Genomic DNA, 17476 nt, shown 5'->3' on the forward strand with positions numbered 1-17476 from the left:
CGTTCCACCAGGAGAAGTATGTTCGTCCGTCCGGAAGGATCGTGCGCAGCGTCATGGCACCCCGTCTCACCGTCGTCGTCCCGCTCTACAACGTCGAGGAGTACCTCGGAGCCTGCCTGGAGTCGCTCGCCGGACAGACCATGGCCGATCTGGAGGTCGTCATGGTCGACGACGGCTCGACGGACGGAAGTGCCGACGTGGCACTGGAGTTCTCCCGGTGTGACCCGCGCTTCCGGCTGATCCGGCAGAAGAACGGCGGACTCGGGGCGGCACGCAACGCGGGGGCCGGGCAGGCGCACCCGGACGCCGGGTTCCTGACGTTCGTGGACAGCGACGACGTCGTGCCGCCGGGCGCCTTCGCCAGGATGCTCGGCGAACTCGACGCCTCCGGATCGGACTTCGCGACGGGCAACGTCCTCAGGCTCCGGGCGAACGGGCTGCTCGAACAGTCCCCGATGTTCCGCAGGCCGATGGAGAGGTCCCGCCGAGCCACCCACGTCACCCGGGACTGGATCCTGCTCGGCGACCGCATCGCGTGCAACAAGGTGTTCCGCAGGTCCTTCTGGGACCGGCACGCCTTCGCCTTCCCGACGGGTGTCCTGTACGAGGACATCGCGGTGGTCCTGCCGGCCCACTTCCTGGCGCGGAGCGTCGACGTCGTGGAGGAGCCGGTCTACCACTGGAGGGACCGCGACGGCTCGATCACCACCCGGCGCGCGGTGGCCCGGGGCATCCGCGACCGGGTCACGGCGGTCTCCACGGTGAGCCGTTTCCTCGCCGACCGCGACATGCCCGAGGCGAAGCGGCGCTACGACGAGCACGCGCTCTCGGGAGACCTCTGGCTGTTCATGGAGGCGCTCCCCGAGGGCGACGAGGACTTCCACGAGGCCTTCCTCACCCACGCCAACGCCTTCGCCGACACGGTCGGCCCCGAGGTCCTCGACGGACTGCCCCTGCACCTGCGGGTCAAGTGGCAGCTGATCCGGGAACGCAGGACGGCGGAGCTGCTCGCGCTCCTGGCCCACGAGTCCACGGACCGCGACACCTTCCACGTCCGGGGGTGGCTGCGGCCGCGGGCCGCGTACCCGGGCGTCGTCGCGCCCCTGCCCGGCAAGGTCACCGCACTGTCCGCCCAGGACCTCCCCGTGCACGCGCACCTCACCGAGGCGGTGTGGCGGGACGGGCAGCTGCACCTCAAGGGCTATGCGTACGTGCGCAACGCCCCGGGCGGGCCGGTGGCCACGGGCTGGCTGAGGTCGGGCCGCCGGCTGGTCCCGCTCCGGCTGCGGAGAGGGACGACGGACGACGCGGCGGCCGGATCGGGCCGCTCGCTGCACGGTTACGAACGCTCCGGTTTCGAGACGGTCGTCGACCCGCGCCGGATCGTCACCGGGGCGACCGCCCGGGGCACCCGCACCCTGTGGAAGCTGGAAGCCGTCGTCCTCGCCGCCGGACGGCCGCGCCGTGGGCCGATGCGGCTGCTCGGCAACCCCGCCGCGCCCGCCGTGCGGTACGTCGACGAGCGCACCCGGGTCGTGCCGCTGCTCTCCGGGAACAAGCTGGAGCTGCGAGCCGAGCGGGTCGAAGCCGTGCTCGCCGGCCACGGGCCGACGGACGCCGGCGACGGGATCCGGATCGCGGTGCGGCTGCTGGGCGGCGAGACACCGACGGCCCTGCGGATCCAGGAGTGGCGGACGAAGGAGGTCCGGGAGTTCCCCCTGGCGGCGGACGAGGGATCGGACGGCAGGACCGTCGTCGCCGAGGTGCCGCTGATGACGTTTCGGGGGTCCGACGGCGACTGGGGCGTCCAGCTCACCGGCGGAACCCGCGGGCTCCCGGTCGCCGCCCGCCCGGAGACCGACGCCGCGCGGTACCCGCTGCCCGGCGGCCGTGAGGTCTACGCCGCCGCGAATCCGTCCGGGGACCTGGTGCTCACCGACCGGGTCGTGCGGCCCGTCGTCACCGGCATGTCCTGGGACGACGACACCGGCCTGGTCCTCGAAGGGACCTTCCCGGCGGCGCGGTACCACACCGACGAACTGGTCCTGCGGCACAGCGGCCACCAGGAGGAGCGCTCCTTCGCGGTGGAACGCACGGGCGGCGGGTTCCGTGCGGCGCTGTCGCCCGGTGCCGTCGACGGCCCCGGAGGCGCGCTGCCGCTCGCCGAGGGCCGGTGGTACCCCTTCCTCCGGAAAGTGGGCGAGACCGACCCCGAGCGCTATCTCCCGCTGCGCGTGGTGCACCAGCTGCACGCGGGCCTGCCGCGGTGGCGGGAGACGGGAGGACGCCGCTTCACCCTGGAGAGGCGCTTCCACGACCGGCTCTCCCTGCGGTCCGGCAGCGCCCTGCCGCCGGCGGAGCGGGGCGCGTACGGGCAGCGGCTGCTCCGTGAGCGCTGGGCGGGCGCACACGGGGAGGAGCTCCGCGACGCCGTGCTGTACTCCAGCTTCGACGGGCGGCAGTACTCCGACTCGCCCCGCGCCGTCCACGAGGAGCTGGCCCGGCGCGGCACCGGCGTCGAACACCTCTGGGTGGTCCGGGACCAGCAGGCCGCCGTGCCCGCCGGGGTGCGCGCCGTCGCCCTGCACAGCGCCGAGTGGCACGAGGCGCTGGCCAGGAGCCGGTGGATCGTCACCAACACCCAGCTGCCCGAGTGGTTCGAACGCGCGGAGGGCCAGTACGTCGTCCAGACCTGGCACGGCACCCCGCTCAAGCGCATCGGCCGGGACCTCGCCGGCACCGCCTTCGCGGACACCGCGTACATGGAGTCCATGCCGCGGCGGGCCGCCCAGTGGAGCGTGCTCGTGTCCCCGAACAGCTTCTCCACGCCCGTCCTGCGCCGCGCCTTCGGCCACACGGGCGAGGTGCTCGAATGCGGCTACCCGCGCAACGACCTGCTGTACGCCCCCGACCGGGCGAAGACGGCCGACGCGGTCCGGCGGTCGCTCGCCGTGCCCGACGGCAGGAGGGTCGTCCTGTACGCCCCGACCTGGCGCGAGGACCGGCCCAAGCACGGCGGCCGGTACGGACTCGACCTCCAGCTGGACCTGGAGCAGGCACGGAAGGCGCTCGGCGAGGACCACGTCCTGCTGGTGCGCCGCCACTACCTGGTCGGCGGGAGCGTCCCCGAGAACGACTTCGTCCGCGACGTGTCGCGCCACCCCGACGTCACCGAGCTGATGCTGATCAGCGACGTGCTGGTCACGGACTACTCGTCCCTGATGTTCGACTTCGCCCAGACGGGCCGGCCGATGCTGTTCCACACCTACGACCTGGAGCACTACCGCGACACCCTGCGCGGTTTCTGCTTCGACTTCGAGACCCGGGCGCCCGGCCCGCTGATCACCGACTCGGCGGCGGTCGTCGAGGCACTGCGCGACCCGGACGCCGCGACCGCCGGCCACCGTGAGGCGTACGCCCGCTTCCGTGAGGCCTTCTGCGACTTCGACGACGGGACCGCCGCCGCCCGGGTCGTGGACCTGATGCTGAAGGGGGCACAGGGATGAGCACGCCCGACGTCAGCTGTGTGATCACCGCGGGTGAGGGCGGGGAGGACGCCCTGGCCGCGTCCCTGGAATCCGTGCTGGACCAGAGCCTGCGCGCCGTCGAGGCCCTCGTCGTGCTGCCCGCCGGCGCCCCCGCGGGGCTGCGCACGGCGGCCGGATCGGCGGCCGTGCGCTCCCCGGACCGGGTACGGGTGCTCGACCCCGGCACCGACGGTGTCGCCTCCCTGCGCAACGCCGGTCTGGACGCGGCACTCGGCACGTACGTCCTCGTGCTCGACGCCGGCGAACGCCTCCAGCGGCACGCCTGCCGCAACCTCTGGGAGGCCGGGACGCGCACCCGTGCCGACCTCGTCGCCGGGCGTTGGAGCCGTTCCACCGGAGAGGGGTCGAAGGAACGGGAACCCTCCTGGCAGCACCCGCTGTTCGCCCGTTCCCGCACCGTCGCCCGGTTCACCGAGGCCCCCGAACTGGCCGTGCACGACGCCCTGGTGACCGGATTCTGCGTACGCCGGGCGGCCCTGGAACGCCACGCGCTGCGTTACGACGAGGACCTCACCCACAGCGAGGTCCTCTTCGGCCCCCTGGTGGCGGCCGTGGTCGGCCGGATCGCACTCGTACGCCGCCGGATCGTCTCCGGGCGGGCCGCGCCCGACGCCGGCCGGGACCTCGCCGGGCTCGTCGAGGCGCACCGGCGCGTGTGCCATGTGCTGGCGGCACAGGGGCTGGCGGAACTGCGCGAGGAGCGGGACCGGTCCTTCCTGCTGGACCATCTCGTGCCCCTCGTGCGGACGTTCCCCGAACGGCCCGTCGCCGCGCGCGAACGCGTCGCGGCGACGGCGGCCCGGGTGCTGCCCGACGTCGTCCCCGAGCGGGTCCTGCTGACCCTGCCCGCCGTCGAGCGCGTCGGCGTCCGGCTGCTGGAGCGGGGCGACGCGGACGGGGTGCTCACGGCGGCGTACGCGCTGCGCAGGCGGGGTGTCGTGGCCGCGCCCCTCTCCGTGCAGGACGACGGACGGGTGTACTGGCAGGGCGGCCCCGACCCCGTGCTCGACGTCACCGAACTCGGCCACCAGTACCGGCCGTTCGACGAGCTGAAGCTGATGAACCGGGTCACCCGCTACGAGGCGCACGGCAGCCGGGTCCTGCTCGCGGGCCGGCTCGTCCTGCCCTCGCACACCGGACCCGCCCCGGACGGCCGGCTCACCGCCCGTCTGGAGTTCCGCGTACGCGACGGCTCGCGCGCCTTCCACGCCCCGGTCGACTCGCTGCGGCCCGACGCCACCGGGATCAGCTGGTCCACGGGTCTCGACGTGACACGCCTGCTGCGCCCCTTCGGACCGCGCGACACCGTGTGGGACGCGCGGATGGTGGTGGAGGACGGCCGGACCCGCTCGGTGAGCGAGCTCTTCGCGGCGCACGACCTCGTCGGGCCCGGGGAGCGTTCGCCCGCCCGGCCGCGGCTCGGGAGGACGACCGGGGACACCTGGCAGCCCTACGTCACCCTCCGGGACCATCTGGCACTCAGGCTCGAAGCCCGTCACCGTCCCGCCCGTACGGCCCGCGGGCTGGTCCACTACGCCACCCACTTCCGTCCCGCACGCAGGGTGAGGCTGGCGCTGCGTGCCCTGGGCAGGCGCCGGGACCGGTTGCACGCCAGGGGTTTCAAGGTCGCGGTGTACCGCTCCTGGCTGCTGCGACTGCCCAAGCGCCGGGGGTCGGTGGTCTTCGAGAGCCACATGGGCACCTGCTACGGCGACAGCCCCCGCGCCGTCCACGAGGAGGTACGCGCCCGAGGGCTCCGGCTCCGCCCCGTCTGGGTCCACGCCGACTCCACGGAGGGCTTCCCCACCGACGTCCGGCTCGTGCGCCGCTGGTCCTGGCGCTATCTGTGGGCCCTGGCCCGGGCGGAGTACTGGGTCGACAACCAGGGGTTCCCGCAGAACCTCGACAAGCCGTCCGGCACGACCTACCTCCAGACCTGGCACGGATCGGCGTACAAGCGCATGGGCTTCGACGAGACCCGGGTGCGCCTGCAGAACACCCCGCAGCGCGAACGGCTCCAGCAGGCCGTGCACCGCTTCGACCACTTCCTCGTACGGTCCGAGCACGACGAGCGCACGCTGGCCCGCGCCTACCGGCTGCCGGAACGGACGCTGCTGCGCACCGGTTACCCCCGCAACGACGTCCTGCTCGCCGCGCGCGCGCGGGACGAGGCCGAGGGCCGGCTGCCCCGTCCGGCGCTCGCGGCCGAACTCGGCCTGCCCGACCACCGCAAGGTCGTGCTGTACGCGCCGACCTTCCGGGGCAGGCCGGGCACGCGCAAACGGCAACGGCTGCTGCTGGACGCGGCGCGCTTCGCGGAACGCTTCGGCGACACGTACACACTGCTGGTGCGGGCGCACTACCTGGAGGCGGCGAGTCTGCCCGCGTGCCCGCCGGGGACCGTCGTGGACGTCTCGCGCCACCACGACGTCAGTGAGATCCTCGCGCTCACCGACGTCCTGGTCACGGACTACTCGTCGATCATGTTCGACTACGCCCTCCTGGACCGTCCGATCGTCCTCTTCGCCCCTGATCTCGACGCCTACGCGGCCGAGCGGGGCAGCTACTTCGACCTCCGGGAGAAGGCGCCGGGACCGGTGACCGCGACCGAGGAGGAACTGTTCGCCGTGCTGGCCCGGCTGAAGACCGCCGAGACGGGCTTCCAGGAGCGGCGCACCGCGTTCGCCGAGGAGTTCGGCGCCTACGACCGGGGGGACGCGGCCCGCGCGGTGGTCGACACCGTGTTCGCCCGGCACCTCGCCCCCTCCCGTACCGTCCCTACCGGGGAGGCCGGCCGATGAGCGGCAGCCGCGACATCTTCATCGTGTCCAACAGCACCGACGAGCTCGGTGGTGTGACGGGCTGGATGCACCGGACCGCCCAGCTGTTCCAGGAGGCGGGCCACCGGGTGCACACCGTCGGCGTCCACGCCGCCGAGCGGAAGATGGCCCTGCCCGATCCGCCCGGATACCCGGTGACGGCCCTCTATCCGGCGCACCCTCCCACCCCCTGGGCTCCCAGGGGCCTGCGGGACCGCTTCCGGATTCCCGCCCGGCGGGCCGAGGCCCGCCGCGTCGTCCGCAAGCGCCGGGCCGTCGACCGGCTCTCGGAGATCTTCCGGGCGGCCCGGCCCGGCGGGGTGGTGATCGTCACCCAGGTCTGGGCGATGGAATGGGTCGGCGAGGCGGACACCGCCGGGCTCCGGGTCATCGGGATGAGCCACGAGTCCTACGACTACTCCCGGGCGAGCCACCGCTACCGCTGGATCAGGAACCACTATCCGGCGCTCGACCACTGGCTCGTCCTGACGGCCGAGGACGCCGACAAGTGGGCGGGCGACGGGATGAACAACGTCGGTTTCATGCCCAACGCCCTGGCCGGACTGCCCGACGTGCCGTCCCCGCGCCGCGAGAAGTCCGTGGCGAGCATCGGCCGGCTGACCGACCAGAAGGGCATCGACATGCTCCTGGACGCCTGGGCGCTCGTGGCCCCGCAGCGGCCCGACTGGCGGCTGGACGTGTACGGCACCGGGGAGGACGAGGCGGAGCTGAGGACCCTGTGCACCGCTCTGGGCCTCGACGGCTCCGTGGACTGGCGGGGGCGTACGGACGACGTCCCCGGAGCTCTCGCGGACTCGTCCGTGTTCGTCCAGTCCTCACGCGGCGAGGGCTTCCCGCTCGCGCTGCTGGAGGCCATGGCGAGCGGCGTCCCGTGTGCGGCGTTCGACTGCGCGCCGGGCGTACGGGAGATCATCCGCGACGGTGAGGACGGCCTGCTCGCGCCGGCCGGTGACATCGGGGCCCTCGCGGACCGGCTGCTCCGGCTCACCGGGAACCCCCGGATGCGGGACGCGATGGGCGACCGGGCGCGGGCCAACGTCCAGCGGTTCTCCGAGGCGGAGACCATGGGCCGCTGGGAAGAGCTGTTCGCCCTCCTGGAGCGCTGACCGGGCCGCCGCCGCGGCTCCCCGGGCCCACCGGGACCGCGGGGCCCGGGCGTCACCCGTTGGTGTACTCCCGCACCGGTACCTGGCGCGGTACCCCGGTGGGCCCGCGGCCCGCCGGCTGGGCGGGCGGCGGCATCTCCGACGTCTCGTCCAGGAAGACCCGCCGCACCACCCGCTCCGCCGCGTGCCCGTCGTCGTACGGGCAGAACCGGGCCCGGAACGCCGCCCGGCGCTGCGCGGACCGGGGCCCCCGCCAGTGGTCGGTGGCGAAGATCTCGTGCAGCTCCTCCTGGTCCCGGGCCACCGCACCGGGAGGGAAGGCCGCCGGGTCGAAGTACGTGCCCCGGGACGCCTCGTAGGCCTGCGCGTCCTCCAGGTGCAGGACGACCGGCCGGTCCAGGTTGACGTAGTCGAACATCAGGGACGAGTAGTCCGTGATCAGCCCGTCGGAGGCGAGACAGAGCTCCTCGACGGACGGGTGGGCGCTGACGTCGATGATCCGGGGGTGCCGGGTGTGCCCGGCGGTGGCCCGGGACGTCGCGTCCAGGTAGTGGGAGCGGGCCAGGATCACGAAGCGCGGGCCCAGGACGCGGACCAGCCGGTCGAGGTCCAGGGTGTGCTGCTGGGCACGGCGGTAGTCGCGGTGGGTCGGTGCGTACAGCAGGGCGGTGCTCCCCTCCGGGACGCCCAGGCGTTCGCGCAGCCGCGCCGTCCTGCCGGGGTCCGCGCGGTGGAAGACGTCGTTGCGCGGGCTGCCGTACTCCAGCGTGGTGTAGCCCGACGGGTAGGTGCGCTCCCACACCAGCGTGGAGTGCTGGTTGGCCGAGAGAGAGAAGTCCCACTTGTCGACGTTGCGCAGCAGCTGCCCGAAGTCCATGCCGCCGGCCGCCGCGGGCCGGTGCACGAGGTCGGTGCCCATGGTCTTCAGAGGTGTGCCGTGATGGGTCTGCAGGAGGACCTGACCCCGTCTCTTCACCAGCCTGCGATCGAAGTTGACGTTGTTCACGAGGTACCTGGAACGCGCCAGGGCCGTCCAGTACGCGGCTGTTCCCGGATGCAGCACTCGGGTCGTGTCCGGCACGGTGTGGGCGTCCTCCGGGCGGCAGATCCAGGAGGTGCGCAGGCCGGGCACGAGGGCCCTGGCCGTGGCCTCCAGGGCCGCCGGGCTACAGGTGTAGCCCCGGTGCCAGTAGGCGGCGAACACCGCGTCCCCGCTCCGTACGGGCAGCAGCAGCTGGACGCGGTAGTGCAGCTGGAGCGCCGCCGCGCGTACCGCCCGGTTCACGGACGCGGCGGTGCGCCCGAGCCGGCCGCGCAGCCGCTGAGCGGTCCACAGGGCGCGGTAGGTGCGGTGGGCGCCCAGCCGGAACAGCGCGTGCCGCAGCCGTGCCCGCCGGGGCACGGGGGCGCCCGGCGTGCGGTAGCGGCGGCAGTGCGCGCGGGCCCGCCGGAAGAACTCGACCCGGGTCCCGCGCGGCAGCCGGTCCCTGGAGGTGAAGAGGGTCGAGAAGTGGTCGAGCATCCTGCGGAACATCACCGGTCGCCAGACGGCGAGTTCGGGGCGCGCGTCGATGAAGGCGAAGACCCTGTCGTACTGGTCGAAGACGTCGAAGTGCCGCCGGGTCGTGGTGGAGAGGATGTTGCCGCGGCGCCGCTGCCGGTAGCCGACGCAGACGGTGTCCAGCACGGCGATCGACCCGGCGGCCATCAGCACCGGGTAGGTCCAGGGGGTGTCCTCGTAGTAGCCCGGCGGGAAGGTGAACCCGCCCGCCTCGATGAACTCGCGCCGGTACGCCTTGTTCCAGACGACCATCAGGACCTTGAGCAGTTCGGGCCGGTCGGCGAGCCTGAAGGAGGCCGGTCCGGCCTCGGACAGGTGCTCGGCGAAGGTGTTGCGCACACTCTCGCCCGACCAGTAGGTCCGCGCGTAGTCGTAGACCAGGACGTCGGGGCCGCCGGTGGCCTCCAGACGGTCGGCGATGGCCTGGAGCGCCTCGGGGGTGAAGGTGTCGTCGGCGTCGAGGAAGAGCAGGTAGTCCCCGGTCGCCCTGGCCACCCCGGCGTTGCGGGCGGGGCCGAGGCCGGAGTTGCGCGGCAGGTGGACGGCGCTGACCCGGGGGTCGCGTACGGCGTACTCGTCGGCGATCGGGCCGCAGGCGTCCGGTGAACAGTCGTCGACCACGATGATCTCGTAGTCCTTGAAGGACTGGTCCAGCACGGAGTCGAGACACGCGTGCAGATACGCCTGGACCCGGTACGCGGGCACGATGACACTGAACCGGGGCACAACACATCCAGGGGTCGCTCGCGGGCGGGCAGGTGGCCCGCAAACGGCCGAAGGAGTGACATGGTTACGGCGGATGTGGCATCCGGGGGAAGTGCGAGGTAGGGCGGCCCGTTCGCGAGTGAACGGACCGCCCCGATGTTGACGAACGGATGTGCTGCTCGCGGTTTCCGCCCCGTGCCGGTGGCGGCTCCCGCTACTTGACCGCTCCGGCCATCACCCCGGAGACGAACTGGCGCTGGAAGGCGAAGAACACCGCCAGCGGGATCACCATGGACACGAAGGCGCCGGGCGCCAGCACGTCGATGTTGTTGCCGAACTGCCGTACCTGCTGCTGGAGCGCCACGGTGATCGGAGGGGAGTCCGAGTCCGCGAAGATCAGCGCCACCAGCATGTCGTTCCACACCCAGAGGAACTGGAAGATCCCGAGTGAGGCGATCGCGGGGCCGCCGAGCGGCATCACGACCCGGGTGAACAGGCGGATCTCGCCCGCGCCGTCCAGCCGTGCGGCCTCCAGCAGTTCGCGCGGGATCTCGGCGAAGAAGTTCCTGAGCAGGAAGATGGCGAACGGCAGGCCGAACGCCGTGTGGAACATGATCACGCCGAAGGTCGTCTCGAAGATCCCGATGGTGCCGAAGAGCTCGGACACCGGGATCAGTGCGACCTGCACCGGGACCACCAGCAGCCCCACGACCACCAGGAACCACCAGTCGCGGCCGGGGAACTCCATCCAGGCGAAGGCGTAACCGGCGAGCGAGCCGATGACGACCACCAGGAACGTGGCCGGAACGGTGATCAGGACCGTGCTGAGCAGGGAATCCGTGATCGTCGAATTGTCCAGCAGACGCTGGTAGTTGGAGAAGGTCAGCTCGGAGGGGGCGGTGAACACCTTCCACCAGCCGCTCGCCGCGATGTCCTCCGGGCCGCGCAGCGAGGAGAGCAGCAGTCCGATGGTGGGCATGAGCCAGAACAGACCCACCAGGACGAGGAAGACCCGCATGACTCCGCCACCGGCCCGGGCGGCCATCCGCGCGCCGAGGGACTGCGTGCTCGTGGCGGGCCCGCCCGCCCGCCGGACCTGCTCGGCCTGTGAGGTCTCGGTCGTCGTCACCGGCGCCCCTCCTTCCGGATCCGGCGAACATTGAAGAGCATCACCGGGATCACCAGCAGCAACAGCAGTACGGCGATGGCGCTGCCGACCCCGAGATCCGCGTCCGTGCCGAACGAGGTGCGGTACAGCTGGAGGGCCAGGACGTTCGCGTCGTCCTGGGAGGAACCCGGCGCGATGATGAAGACCAGGTCGAAGATCTTCAGTACGTTGATCATGAGGGTGACCAGCACCACCGCGAGTACGGGCGCCAGCATCGGGACCGTGATCCGGCGGAACACCTGCCACTCGTTGGCCCCGTCCACACGCGCCGCCTCGAGGAGTTCGCGCGGCAGGCCCGCGAGACCGGCGGCGATCAGCACCATGGCGAATCCGGCCCACATCCAGACGTAACTGCCGATGATCCCCGGTGTCACGAGGGACGGCCCCAGCCAGTCGACGCCGTTGTACGGCTCCCGGAAGTTGTCCGCCGGCAGCCGGAGCAGTGACCCGTCGGCCGAGGCCGGCAGGGTGAACACACCGTCCGCGCCCGCCGTGGCCGTGGCGACGACCTTGCCGTCCTTCACCGCCTCGACGGTGAGGCCCTTGAGGCCGAGCTCCTTCGGATCGACCACGTTGGGCTTCCCGCCACCGCCCTTGGTGAAGTCCAGCCAGGCCGTCCCGGTGATGCCGTCGCCCGACGCGGTGGCCGCCTTCGCGGGCTCCGCGTCGCCCGGCATCTTCGCGGGCACCACGCCGACCAGCGGCAGGCTCACCGGCTGTCCGGCGCGCACCGTCTCCTTCGTCACGAAGGAACCGCCGCCGCCGGCCTTCAGCGGATGGACGGGCAGCGGATGCGCCTTCGGGAAGCCGGAGGACTCGGCGAACGTGTCGTGCACCCCGACCGCCACGGCGTTGGCGACACCGCGCTCCGGCGCCTGCTCGTAGACCAGCCGGAAGATGATGCCGGCGGCCAGCATGGAGATGGCCATCGGCATGAAGACGATCAGCTTGAACGCCGTACCCCACCGGATCCGTTCGGTGAGGACCGCGAAGATCAGCCCCAGGACGGTGGCGACCGTCGGTGCGAACACCACCCAGATCGCGTTGTTCTTCACCGCGGTCCGGATGGTGGCGTCGGTGAACAGCGCCTCGTAGTTGTCGAGTCCGGCGAAACCGGTACCGGACTGGTCGAGGAACGAGCGGTAGACGGAGTACACGATCGGATAGACGACGAGCGCGCCGAGCAGCACCAGGGCCGGCAGCAGGAACGCCGCGGCGACGGTTCTCCTCGTCCCGGTCACCCCTCCGCGCGACCGCCCGCCCGTGCCCTTGCCCGTACCCGTGTCAGGACGTTTGTCGGCGGGGGGCGCGCTCCCGCCGCCCCCCGCTGTCGCTGTGGTCATCCTGTCAGCTCGTCCAGGCCTTGGCCGCGTCGGACTCCAGCTTCGCCTGGGTCCCCGCGATGTCCTTCGGGTTCTTCAGGAAGTCCTGGAGCGTCTTCCACTCACCCTTGCCGGGCGTCCCGCCGAACGACTGCGGGGCCTGGTCGGACATGTCGAACCGGACGTCGTCACCGGCGGCGATCAGCGCCTCGGCGATCTTGCGCTGCACGTCGTTCGGGTAGGCGGCCGCGTCCAGAGCCTTGTTGGGCGAGATGAACCCGCCGGCCTCGGCCCAGATCTTCGCGGCGTCGGTCGAGGCGAGCCAGGTCAGCAGCGCCTGCGCGCCCTTGCCGTCCTTGAGCGCCACGGCCGCGTCGCCACCCGTCACCACGGGGGAGTCCGCGCCGACCGCGGGGAACGGGAACACCTTGGCGTCCGTACCGATCTTCGCCTCGGTCTGCGCGATGTTGACGGAGACGAAGTCACCCTCGAAGACCATCGCGCCCTTGGGCTGGTCGCCACCGGTGAACGTCTGGGTGACCGATACCGGGAACTCGGTCTGCAGCGCCCCGTCGGCGCCACCGGAGATCAGAGCCGGCTTGCCGAAGAGTTCGGCGAGCGTGGTCAGGGCGTCCTTGACGGACGGGTCCGTCCACTTGATCTCGTGCGCGGCCAGCTGGTCGTACTTCTCCGGTCCGGCCTGGGAGAGGTAGATGTTCTCGAACCAGTCGGTGAGGGTCCAGCCGTCCGCGCCGCCGACCGAGACCGGGGTGACGCCGGAGGCGGAGACCGTCTCGGCCGTGGCGATGAAGTCCTTCCAGGTCTTCGGCTCGCTCGCGCCCGCGTTCTCGAACGCCTTGGCGTTGTACCAGACCAGGGACTTGTTGGCGGCCTTGAAGTAGACGCCGTACTGGGTGCCGTCGACCGCGCCGAGGTCCTGCCAGACCTTCGCGTAGTTCTTGCTCAGCTGCGCCTTCGCCTCCGCGCCCACCGGCTTGGCCCACTTCTTGGCCACGGCCTGCTGGATCGCGCCCACCTGCGGGATCATCGCGACGTCCGGGGGCTGGCCGCCCGCGATCTTCGTACCGAGGAAGTTGACGATCGGGTCCTGCGCCGGGACGAAGGTGACCGTCGCGCCCGTCCTCGCCTCGAACTCGTCCAGGACCTTGGTGAAGTTGGCCTGCTCGGGCCCGGTCCACACCGCGGCGACCGAGATCTTCTCGCCGTCGAGCTTCGGCAGAGTGACGCTCGGCTTGCTGCTCCCGCCCGTGGCGGCGCCGTCGCCGGTCTTGTCCTTGCTGCCGCCGTCGTCACCGCATCCGGTGAGGGCCAGCGCCCCGATCGCGGTGAACACCATTGCGGCCCTACGCATTCGAAGGGTTCTGCGCATCCCTGCCCCGTCTCTCCTGCGCGCGCATGAGCGGTCCGACACCCACGGTGGGACCCCGCGGTGCCGTTCACGTCTCACATCGTGCGGTTCACATCGTCCGTGCGCACAGTCCTATGCCCGCGACACCGGGGCCGCAATACCGCCGGTCGCGCCAACTCCGGCATCGTGATCGGCTCGTGACGTCACGTCAGGAAGGGTTCGGGTGATGCCCAAGGCGGCAGCCGGCGACACCGGCCGCCCGGTGCCGCGCGCACCGTCACGGGCGCTCAGGGGATCAGCGGCGGGAGCGGCTCCGCGTTCACCGAACGGGCGGCCCTGTCCAGGGCGCTGGCCAGCAGGGCCAGGTCGGTGGGGCCGTTGCCCAGCTCGCGGACCGGCCGGCGGGCCGGCGGATCGCCCATCCGCTCCCACTCCAGCGGTACGACGGTGGGGCGGAGGGTCGCCGTGCGGGGGATGCGGCCGGTCACCCGGCCGCCCTGGAACGGTGTCACCCGGCCGTCCGGATGCCCCAACCGCCCACGCCCCGGGGCGGCCTCGTCCGGGGACGGGGGGACGACGGGCGGGTCGAGCACGATGCGCAGCCGCGCGCCCCGGGCCAGCTCCGTGTCCTCGGTGCGGTCCGGGCGGGCGGACGTGGCGACCAGATGGACGCCGAGACGCCCACCGTCCCTGGCCACCGCCTCCAGCACACGGACCACGGACCCGGCGGACGGGCGTCCGGGGCTGCCGAGCGCCGGGGCGACCAGGGCGTCGAAGTCGTCGGCCAGGACGACCAGCCGGGGAAGCGGCGAGGGCCCGGGGTCCGCCGGCCGCGCCGCGGTGGGTCTCAGCCGCAGGGTGCCGCTCGCGGGCGATTCGAGATCCCCGCGCTGTTCGGCGGCGCTCGCGGGGCGGCGTCCGCTGAGCGTCTGCGGCTCCTCGTACCGGGTGTGCCACTCGGTGAAGTCCAGGGTGCCGAGCAGCTCCGCCCGGCGTTTGAGCTCACCGCCCAGCGCCTGCGCGAACTCCCTCATGCGGACGGGGTCGGAGGCCACCAGGTGCGTGTAGGCGTGCGGCAGCTCCGTGCAGGGGCGCAGCCCCTCGCCGCGCTCCCCGTGCTCGCCGCCCGCCCCGTCGATGAGGAGTATGCCGAGCCGGTCGGGCCGTGCGGCGGAGGCCAGGGAGGCGGCGACGGCGCGCAGCAGCTCCGTACGGCCGCTTCCCGCGGGGCCCTCGATCAGCAGATGGGGGCCCTCGTCGGCCAGGTCGACCGAGAGCGGCCCCCTGGGGCCGGCGCCCAGCACGATCACCGGGCGTCCCGCGCCGTCGGCGGGCGTTCCCGGGGGCACGGTCTCCGCGGCCCCGCTGTCACGGCGCTGCGCGCCGATCCGGGGGGCGCCGCCGTCGGAGGGCGCGGCGGTCCAGGCGGAGCGGCCGGAGCCCGCGCTGGTCGGCCCGCTGCCCCGGAACGGGGTGCGGCCGGAGTCGGGGGACTCGCGCTGGGCGGCCACCCGGGGCCCGGTGCTCACGGTGCGGCCGGAGCCGGTGGTGTCCAGGTCCGCCGCGCCGGACGCGGCCGGGCGGACCGTCGCGCCCGGCTGCTCCTCGGCCGTGGATGCCCAACGGGCCATCAGGGAGGCCGGTGTGGCTCGGGCGAGGCCCAGCTCGTCCAGCAGACGGGCGGACGGGGGCAGGGCCGCCGCCGTGGGACGGCCGGGCAGCGCGGTCGAGCCCTCGTCGCGCAGCGGGGCGAGGGCACGCCCGAACCGCTCGGCCCAGGCGACCGACACGGCGTCCACCGCGGCAACGGTGCCGTGGCCCGCCGCCTGGCCGCCCGCCGTGCGCAGCAGCCGCAGCGCAGTCGCCACGTCGCCGCTGAGCATGGCGACCGCACCGCACTCCCGGAAGGCGATCGAGGCCCGGCACGCGGTGTCGTAGGTCGCGGCGACCGGGGAGGTCGGGGAGGCGGCCGGGGTCTCGGCCAGGCAGATCAGGTGGATCCCGGAGGCCGCGCCGGCACCGGCCAGCCCGGCCGTCGTCTCGCGCAGGGCCGCGGAGCCGGGATCGCCGTCCACGATCACCACGGTGTAGGGCCCGGTGTGCCGGCGGGCCGCGTCGGCGACGGTGGACCGGTCGGCGCTCGCCCAGCCGGGCCCCAGCGGGCCCTCCTGCACGCGCCGCTCCAGTTCCGCGGCGCGGGCGGCGGCCTGCTCGCGGTCGTACGCGAGGAGCAGGCGGCAGTCTTGGCCGTGCATCGGGCGCAGATGGGGCAGCCAGCCGAGCCACGACCACTCGCGCCGCCGCTCCTCCAGGCTCCGGGACCGGTCCGTGCTGATCAGCACGATCTCCAGGTCGAACGGGGAGTGCAGGGCGGCGAGCTGCGCCACCGTCGAGCGGGCCAGCCCGGACAGCCGGGCCCGCGGGCCCGCGAGGCCGAGCGACCCGGCCTCCCGCAGCCCCACGGTGACCGGGACGGCGGGCAGATCGGCGCGCTCCGTCGTCCCCAGCCGGACGACCAGGGCCTCGGGGTGCGTGGTGCCGCGCTCCCACAGGCGGGGGCCGGGGCCGAGCGCCGTGAGGAGCACGGTCGCGGGATCCGGCCAGGTCCCCGCGGGCGCGGAGGAGGAGTGAGGTGGAGCGGAGGGGGCGTGCGTGGCCGAGGCGGGATCCTGTCCGGCAGCCGGCGGTTCACCGGGCATCGCCTCGTGCGCCGGGTCTCCCTTGCCGCCGGTGAGCCGCCGCGCCCAGGCGCCTATGCCCCGTCTGGGGGGCTCCGGGTCGGCCAGCGGCGCGCCGCGGCCGTGCGTGACCTGCGGGGAGGTGTGGCCCTGAGGGGTGTCGTGACCGGCCGGTTCGTCGTCGTAGGTCCGGTGCGTGGGGTGTGCGGCGGATGCGGTGCCGTATGCCTGGCCGTGTCCTCCCGTGCCGTGCGGACCCCCCGCGGCGGGCGCGCGCTCCGCCCCGGGGGCGGCCGCCTCGGCGAGAGCCACTCTGAGGTGGCCCTCGCCATCGGGTGTGGTCGTCAGCGTGGGCGTACGGGTGCCGGACGTCAGCCGGAGCGTGGACTCCCCGAGCCGCAGCAGCGCGCCGGGGGCCAGTCGCACCGGACGGTCGTGCACGTCCGCGCCGTCCAGGGAGGTGCCGTTGGTGGACCCGAGGTCGGCGACGGACACCCGGCCGTCCTCCGAGACGGTCACGGCGCAGTGCAGCCGGGACACGTCCGGGTCGTCGAGCGGGACGTCCGCCTCGGCGGAGCGGCCGATGCGGATCTGTCCGCCGTGCAGCAGATGGACCCCGCCGGCGTCCGGTCCCGCGATCACGTGAAGCTGCGCGGGAACGGCGTCGTCGGCCGCCTCGTCGGCCCCGGGCACCTGGAGCGAGAGCACCGCGCCGTCGGTCAGGGGCGGCTCGCCGAGGGCGCAGCGCTGGGGGTCGAGCCGCTCGCGCCCGGCGTACAGCACGGTCGCGCCGCCGCCCTGCGAGCCCTCGGGGCCGCAGACCGCCGTGGCCAGGCCGGAGGCGACGGCGGCGAGGGCCGTGCCGGCCGGGGCGGTCACGAGCACGTCGCAGGCGCGCGCCGGGTTCTGGCCGCTGGGCGGCGCGAGGACGGTCAGCCGGATCTGCATCGCCGTCAGCGGTCCCTTCTGCGCGGGGTGCCCGGCAGGGGAGAAGCCCTGTGATTCCCCCCACCCGGCACGGACGCGTCGTCCGGTTCAGGTCGTCACGGAACGTGAGGCTCCGTACCCCACGGTTCTGTGCTGCAGGCATCCTCGCACCTGCCACTGACAACACGCCCGGGGGTGACCGCTTAGTGATCTTGAATCGCCGAGTGTGCGTGCAAAAGTGCCTGCTTGGTC

Annotated in this window: 8 protein-coding genes; 3 read left to right on the forward strand and 5 right to left on the reverse strand. The window is 73.2% G+C overall.

Annotated elements, in window-relative coordinates; genetic code table 11:
* Positions 1-53: 53 nt before the first annotated feature.
* The 3 genes from IA22_RS0100135 to IA22_RS0100145 are packed head-to-tail and all read left to right on the forward strand — an operon-like array spanning position 54 to position 7494.
* Positions 54-3506: a bifunctional glycosyltransferase/CDP-glycerol:glycerophosphate glycerophosphotransferase gene (locus IA22_RS0100135; RefSeq protein ID WP_030122355.1), complete on the forward strand. Its 3453-nt coding sequence runs from the start codon at positions 54-56 to the stop codon at positions 3504-3506.
* A complete protein-coding gene (locus tag IA22_RS0100140; RefSeq protein ID WP_030122356.1) occupies positions 3503-6349 on the forward strand; it encodes a bifunctional glycosyltransferase/CDP-glycerol:glycerophosphate glycerophosphotransferase in 2847 nt (948 codons plus the stop codon). Before IA22_RS0100135 ends, IA22_RS0100140 begins: the two co-directional genes overlap by 4 nt.
* Positions 6346-7494, forward strand: a complete 1149-nt coding sequence (locus IA22_RS0100145; protein ID WP_030122357.1) for a glycosyltransferase — start codon at positions 6346-6348, stop codon at positions 7492-7494. The genes IA22_RS0100140 and IA22_RS0100145 overlap by 4 nt, the downstream gene beginning before the upstream one ends.
* Before the next feature lie 52 nt (positions 7495-7546).
* Here the strand turns inward: IA22_RS0100145 and IA22_RS0100150 are convergent, their stop codons facing one another.
* The 5 genes from IA22_RS0100150 to IA22_RS0100170 form a co-directional block, all read right to left on the reverse strand.
* Positions 7547-9781 (reverse strand): bifunctional glycosyltransferase/CDP-glycerol:glycerophosphate glycerophosphotransferase, encoded by a 2235-nt coding sequence (locus tag IA22_RS0100150; protein ID WP_030122358.1) that lies wholly within the window; start codon positions 9779-9781, stop codon positions 7547-7549.
* Between the two features lie 193 nt (positions 9782-9974).
* Positions 9975-10889 carry a carbohydrate ABC transporter permease gene (locus IA22_RS0100155; protein ID WP_014155951.1) on the reverse strand — a complete coding sequence of 305 codons (915 nt, stop codon included), beginning with the start codon at positions 10887-10889 and terminating at the stop codon, positions 9975-9977.
* Positions 10886-12271, reverse strand: a complete 1386-nt coding sequence (locus tag IA22_RS0100160; protein ID WP_081889723.1) for a carbohydrate ABC transporter permease — start codon at positions 12269-12271, stop codon at positions 10886-10888. Before IA22_RS0100160 ends, IA22_RS0100155 begins: the two co-directional genes overlap by 4 nt.
* A 4-nt stretch (positions 12272-12275) precedes the next feature.
* The gene (locus IA22_RS0100165; protein ID WP_014155953.1) at positions 12276-13607 is read right to left on the reverse strand and encodes an ABC transporter substrate-binding protein; all 1332 of its coding nucleotides are present in this window, start codon (positions 13605-13607) and stop codon (positions 12276-12278) included.
* A gap of 299 nt (positions 13608-13906) precedes the next feature.
* A complete protein-coding gene (locus IA22_RS0100170) occupies positions 13907-17245 on the reverse strand; it encodes an FHA domain-containing protein (RefSeq protein WP_030122361.1) in 3339 nt (1112 codons plus the stop codon).
* Positions 17246-17476: the final 231 nt, after the last annotated feature.

Origin of the sequence: Kitasatospora papulosa, from assembly GCF_000717245.1 — a bacterium.
GTDB lineage: Bacteria > Actinomycetota > Actinomycetes > Streptomycetales > Streptomycetaceae > Streptomyces > Streptomyces papulosus.

Excerpts from the sequence above, each read along its gene's own strand:
- IA22_RS0100165 (WP_014155953.1), bottom strand. The coding sequence starts at position 13,607 with ATGGTGTTCACCGCGATCGGGGCGCTGGCCCTCACCGGATGCGGTGAC.
- IA22_RS0100135 (WP_030122355.1), top strand. The coding sequence starts at position 54 with ATGGCACCCCGTCTCACCGTCGTCGTCCCGCTCTACAACGTCGAGGAG.
- IA22_RS0100140 (WP_030122356.1), top strand. The coding sequence starts at position 3,503 with ATGAGCACGCCCGACGTCAGCTGTGTGATCACCGCGGGTGAGGGCGGG.
- IA22_RS0100170 (WP_030122361.1), bottom strand. The coding sequence starts at position 17,245 with ATGCAGATCCGGCTGACCGTCCTCGCGCCGCCCAGCGGCCAGAACCCG.
- IA22_RS0100160 (WP_081889723.1), bottom strand. The coding sequence starts at position 12,271 with ATGACCACAGCGACAGCGGGGGGCGGCGGGAGCGCGCCCCCCGCCGAC.
- IA22_RS0100145 (WP_030122357.1), top strand. The coding sequence starts at position 6,346 with ATGAGCGGCAGCCGCGACATCTTCATCGTGTCCAACAGCACCGACGAG.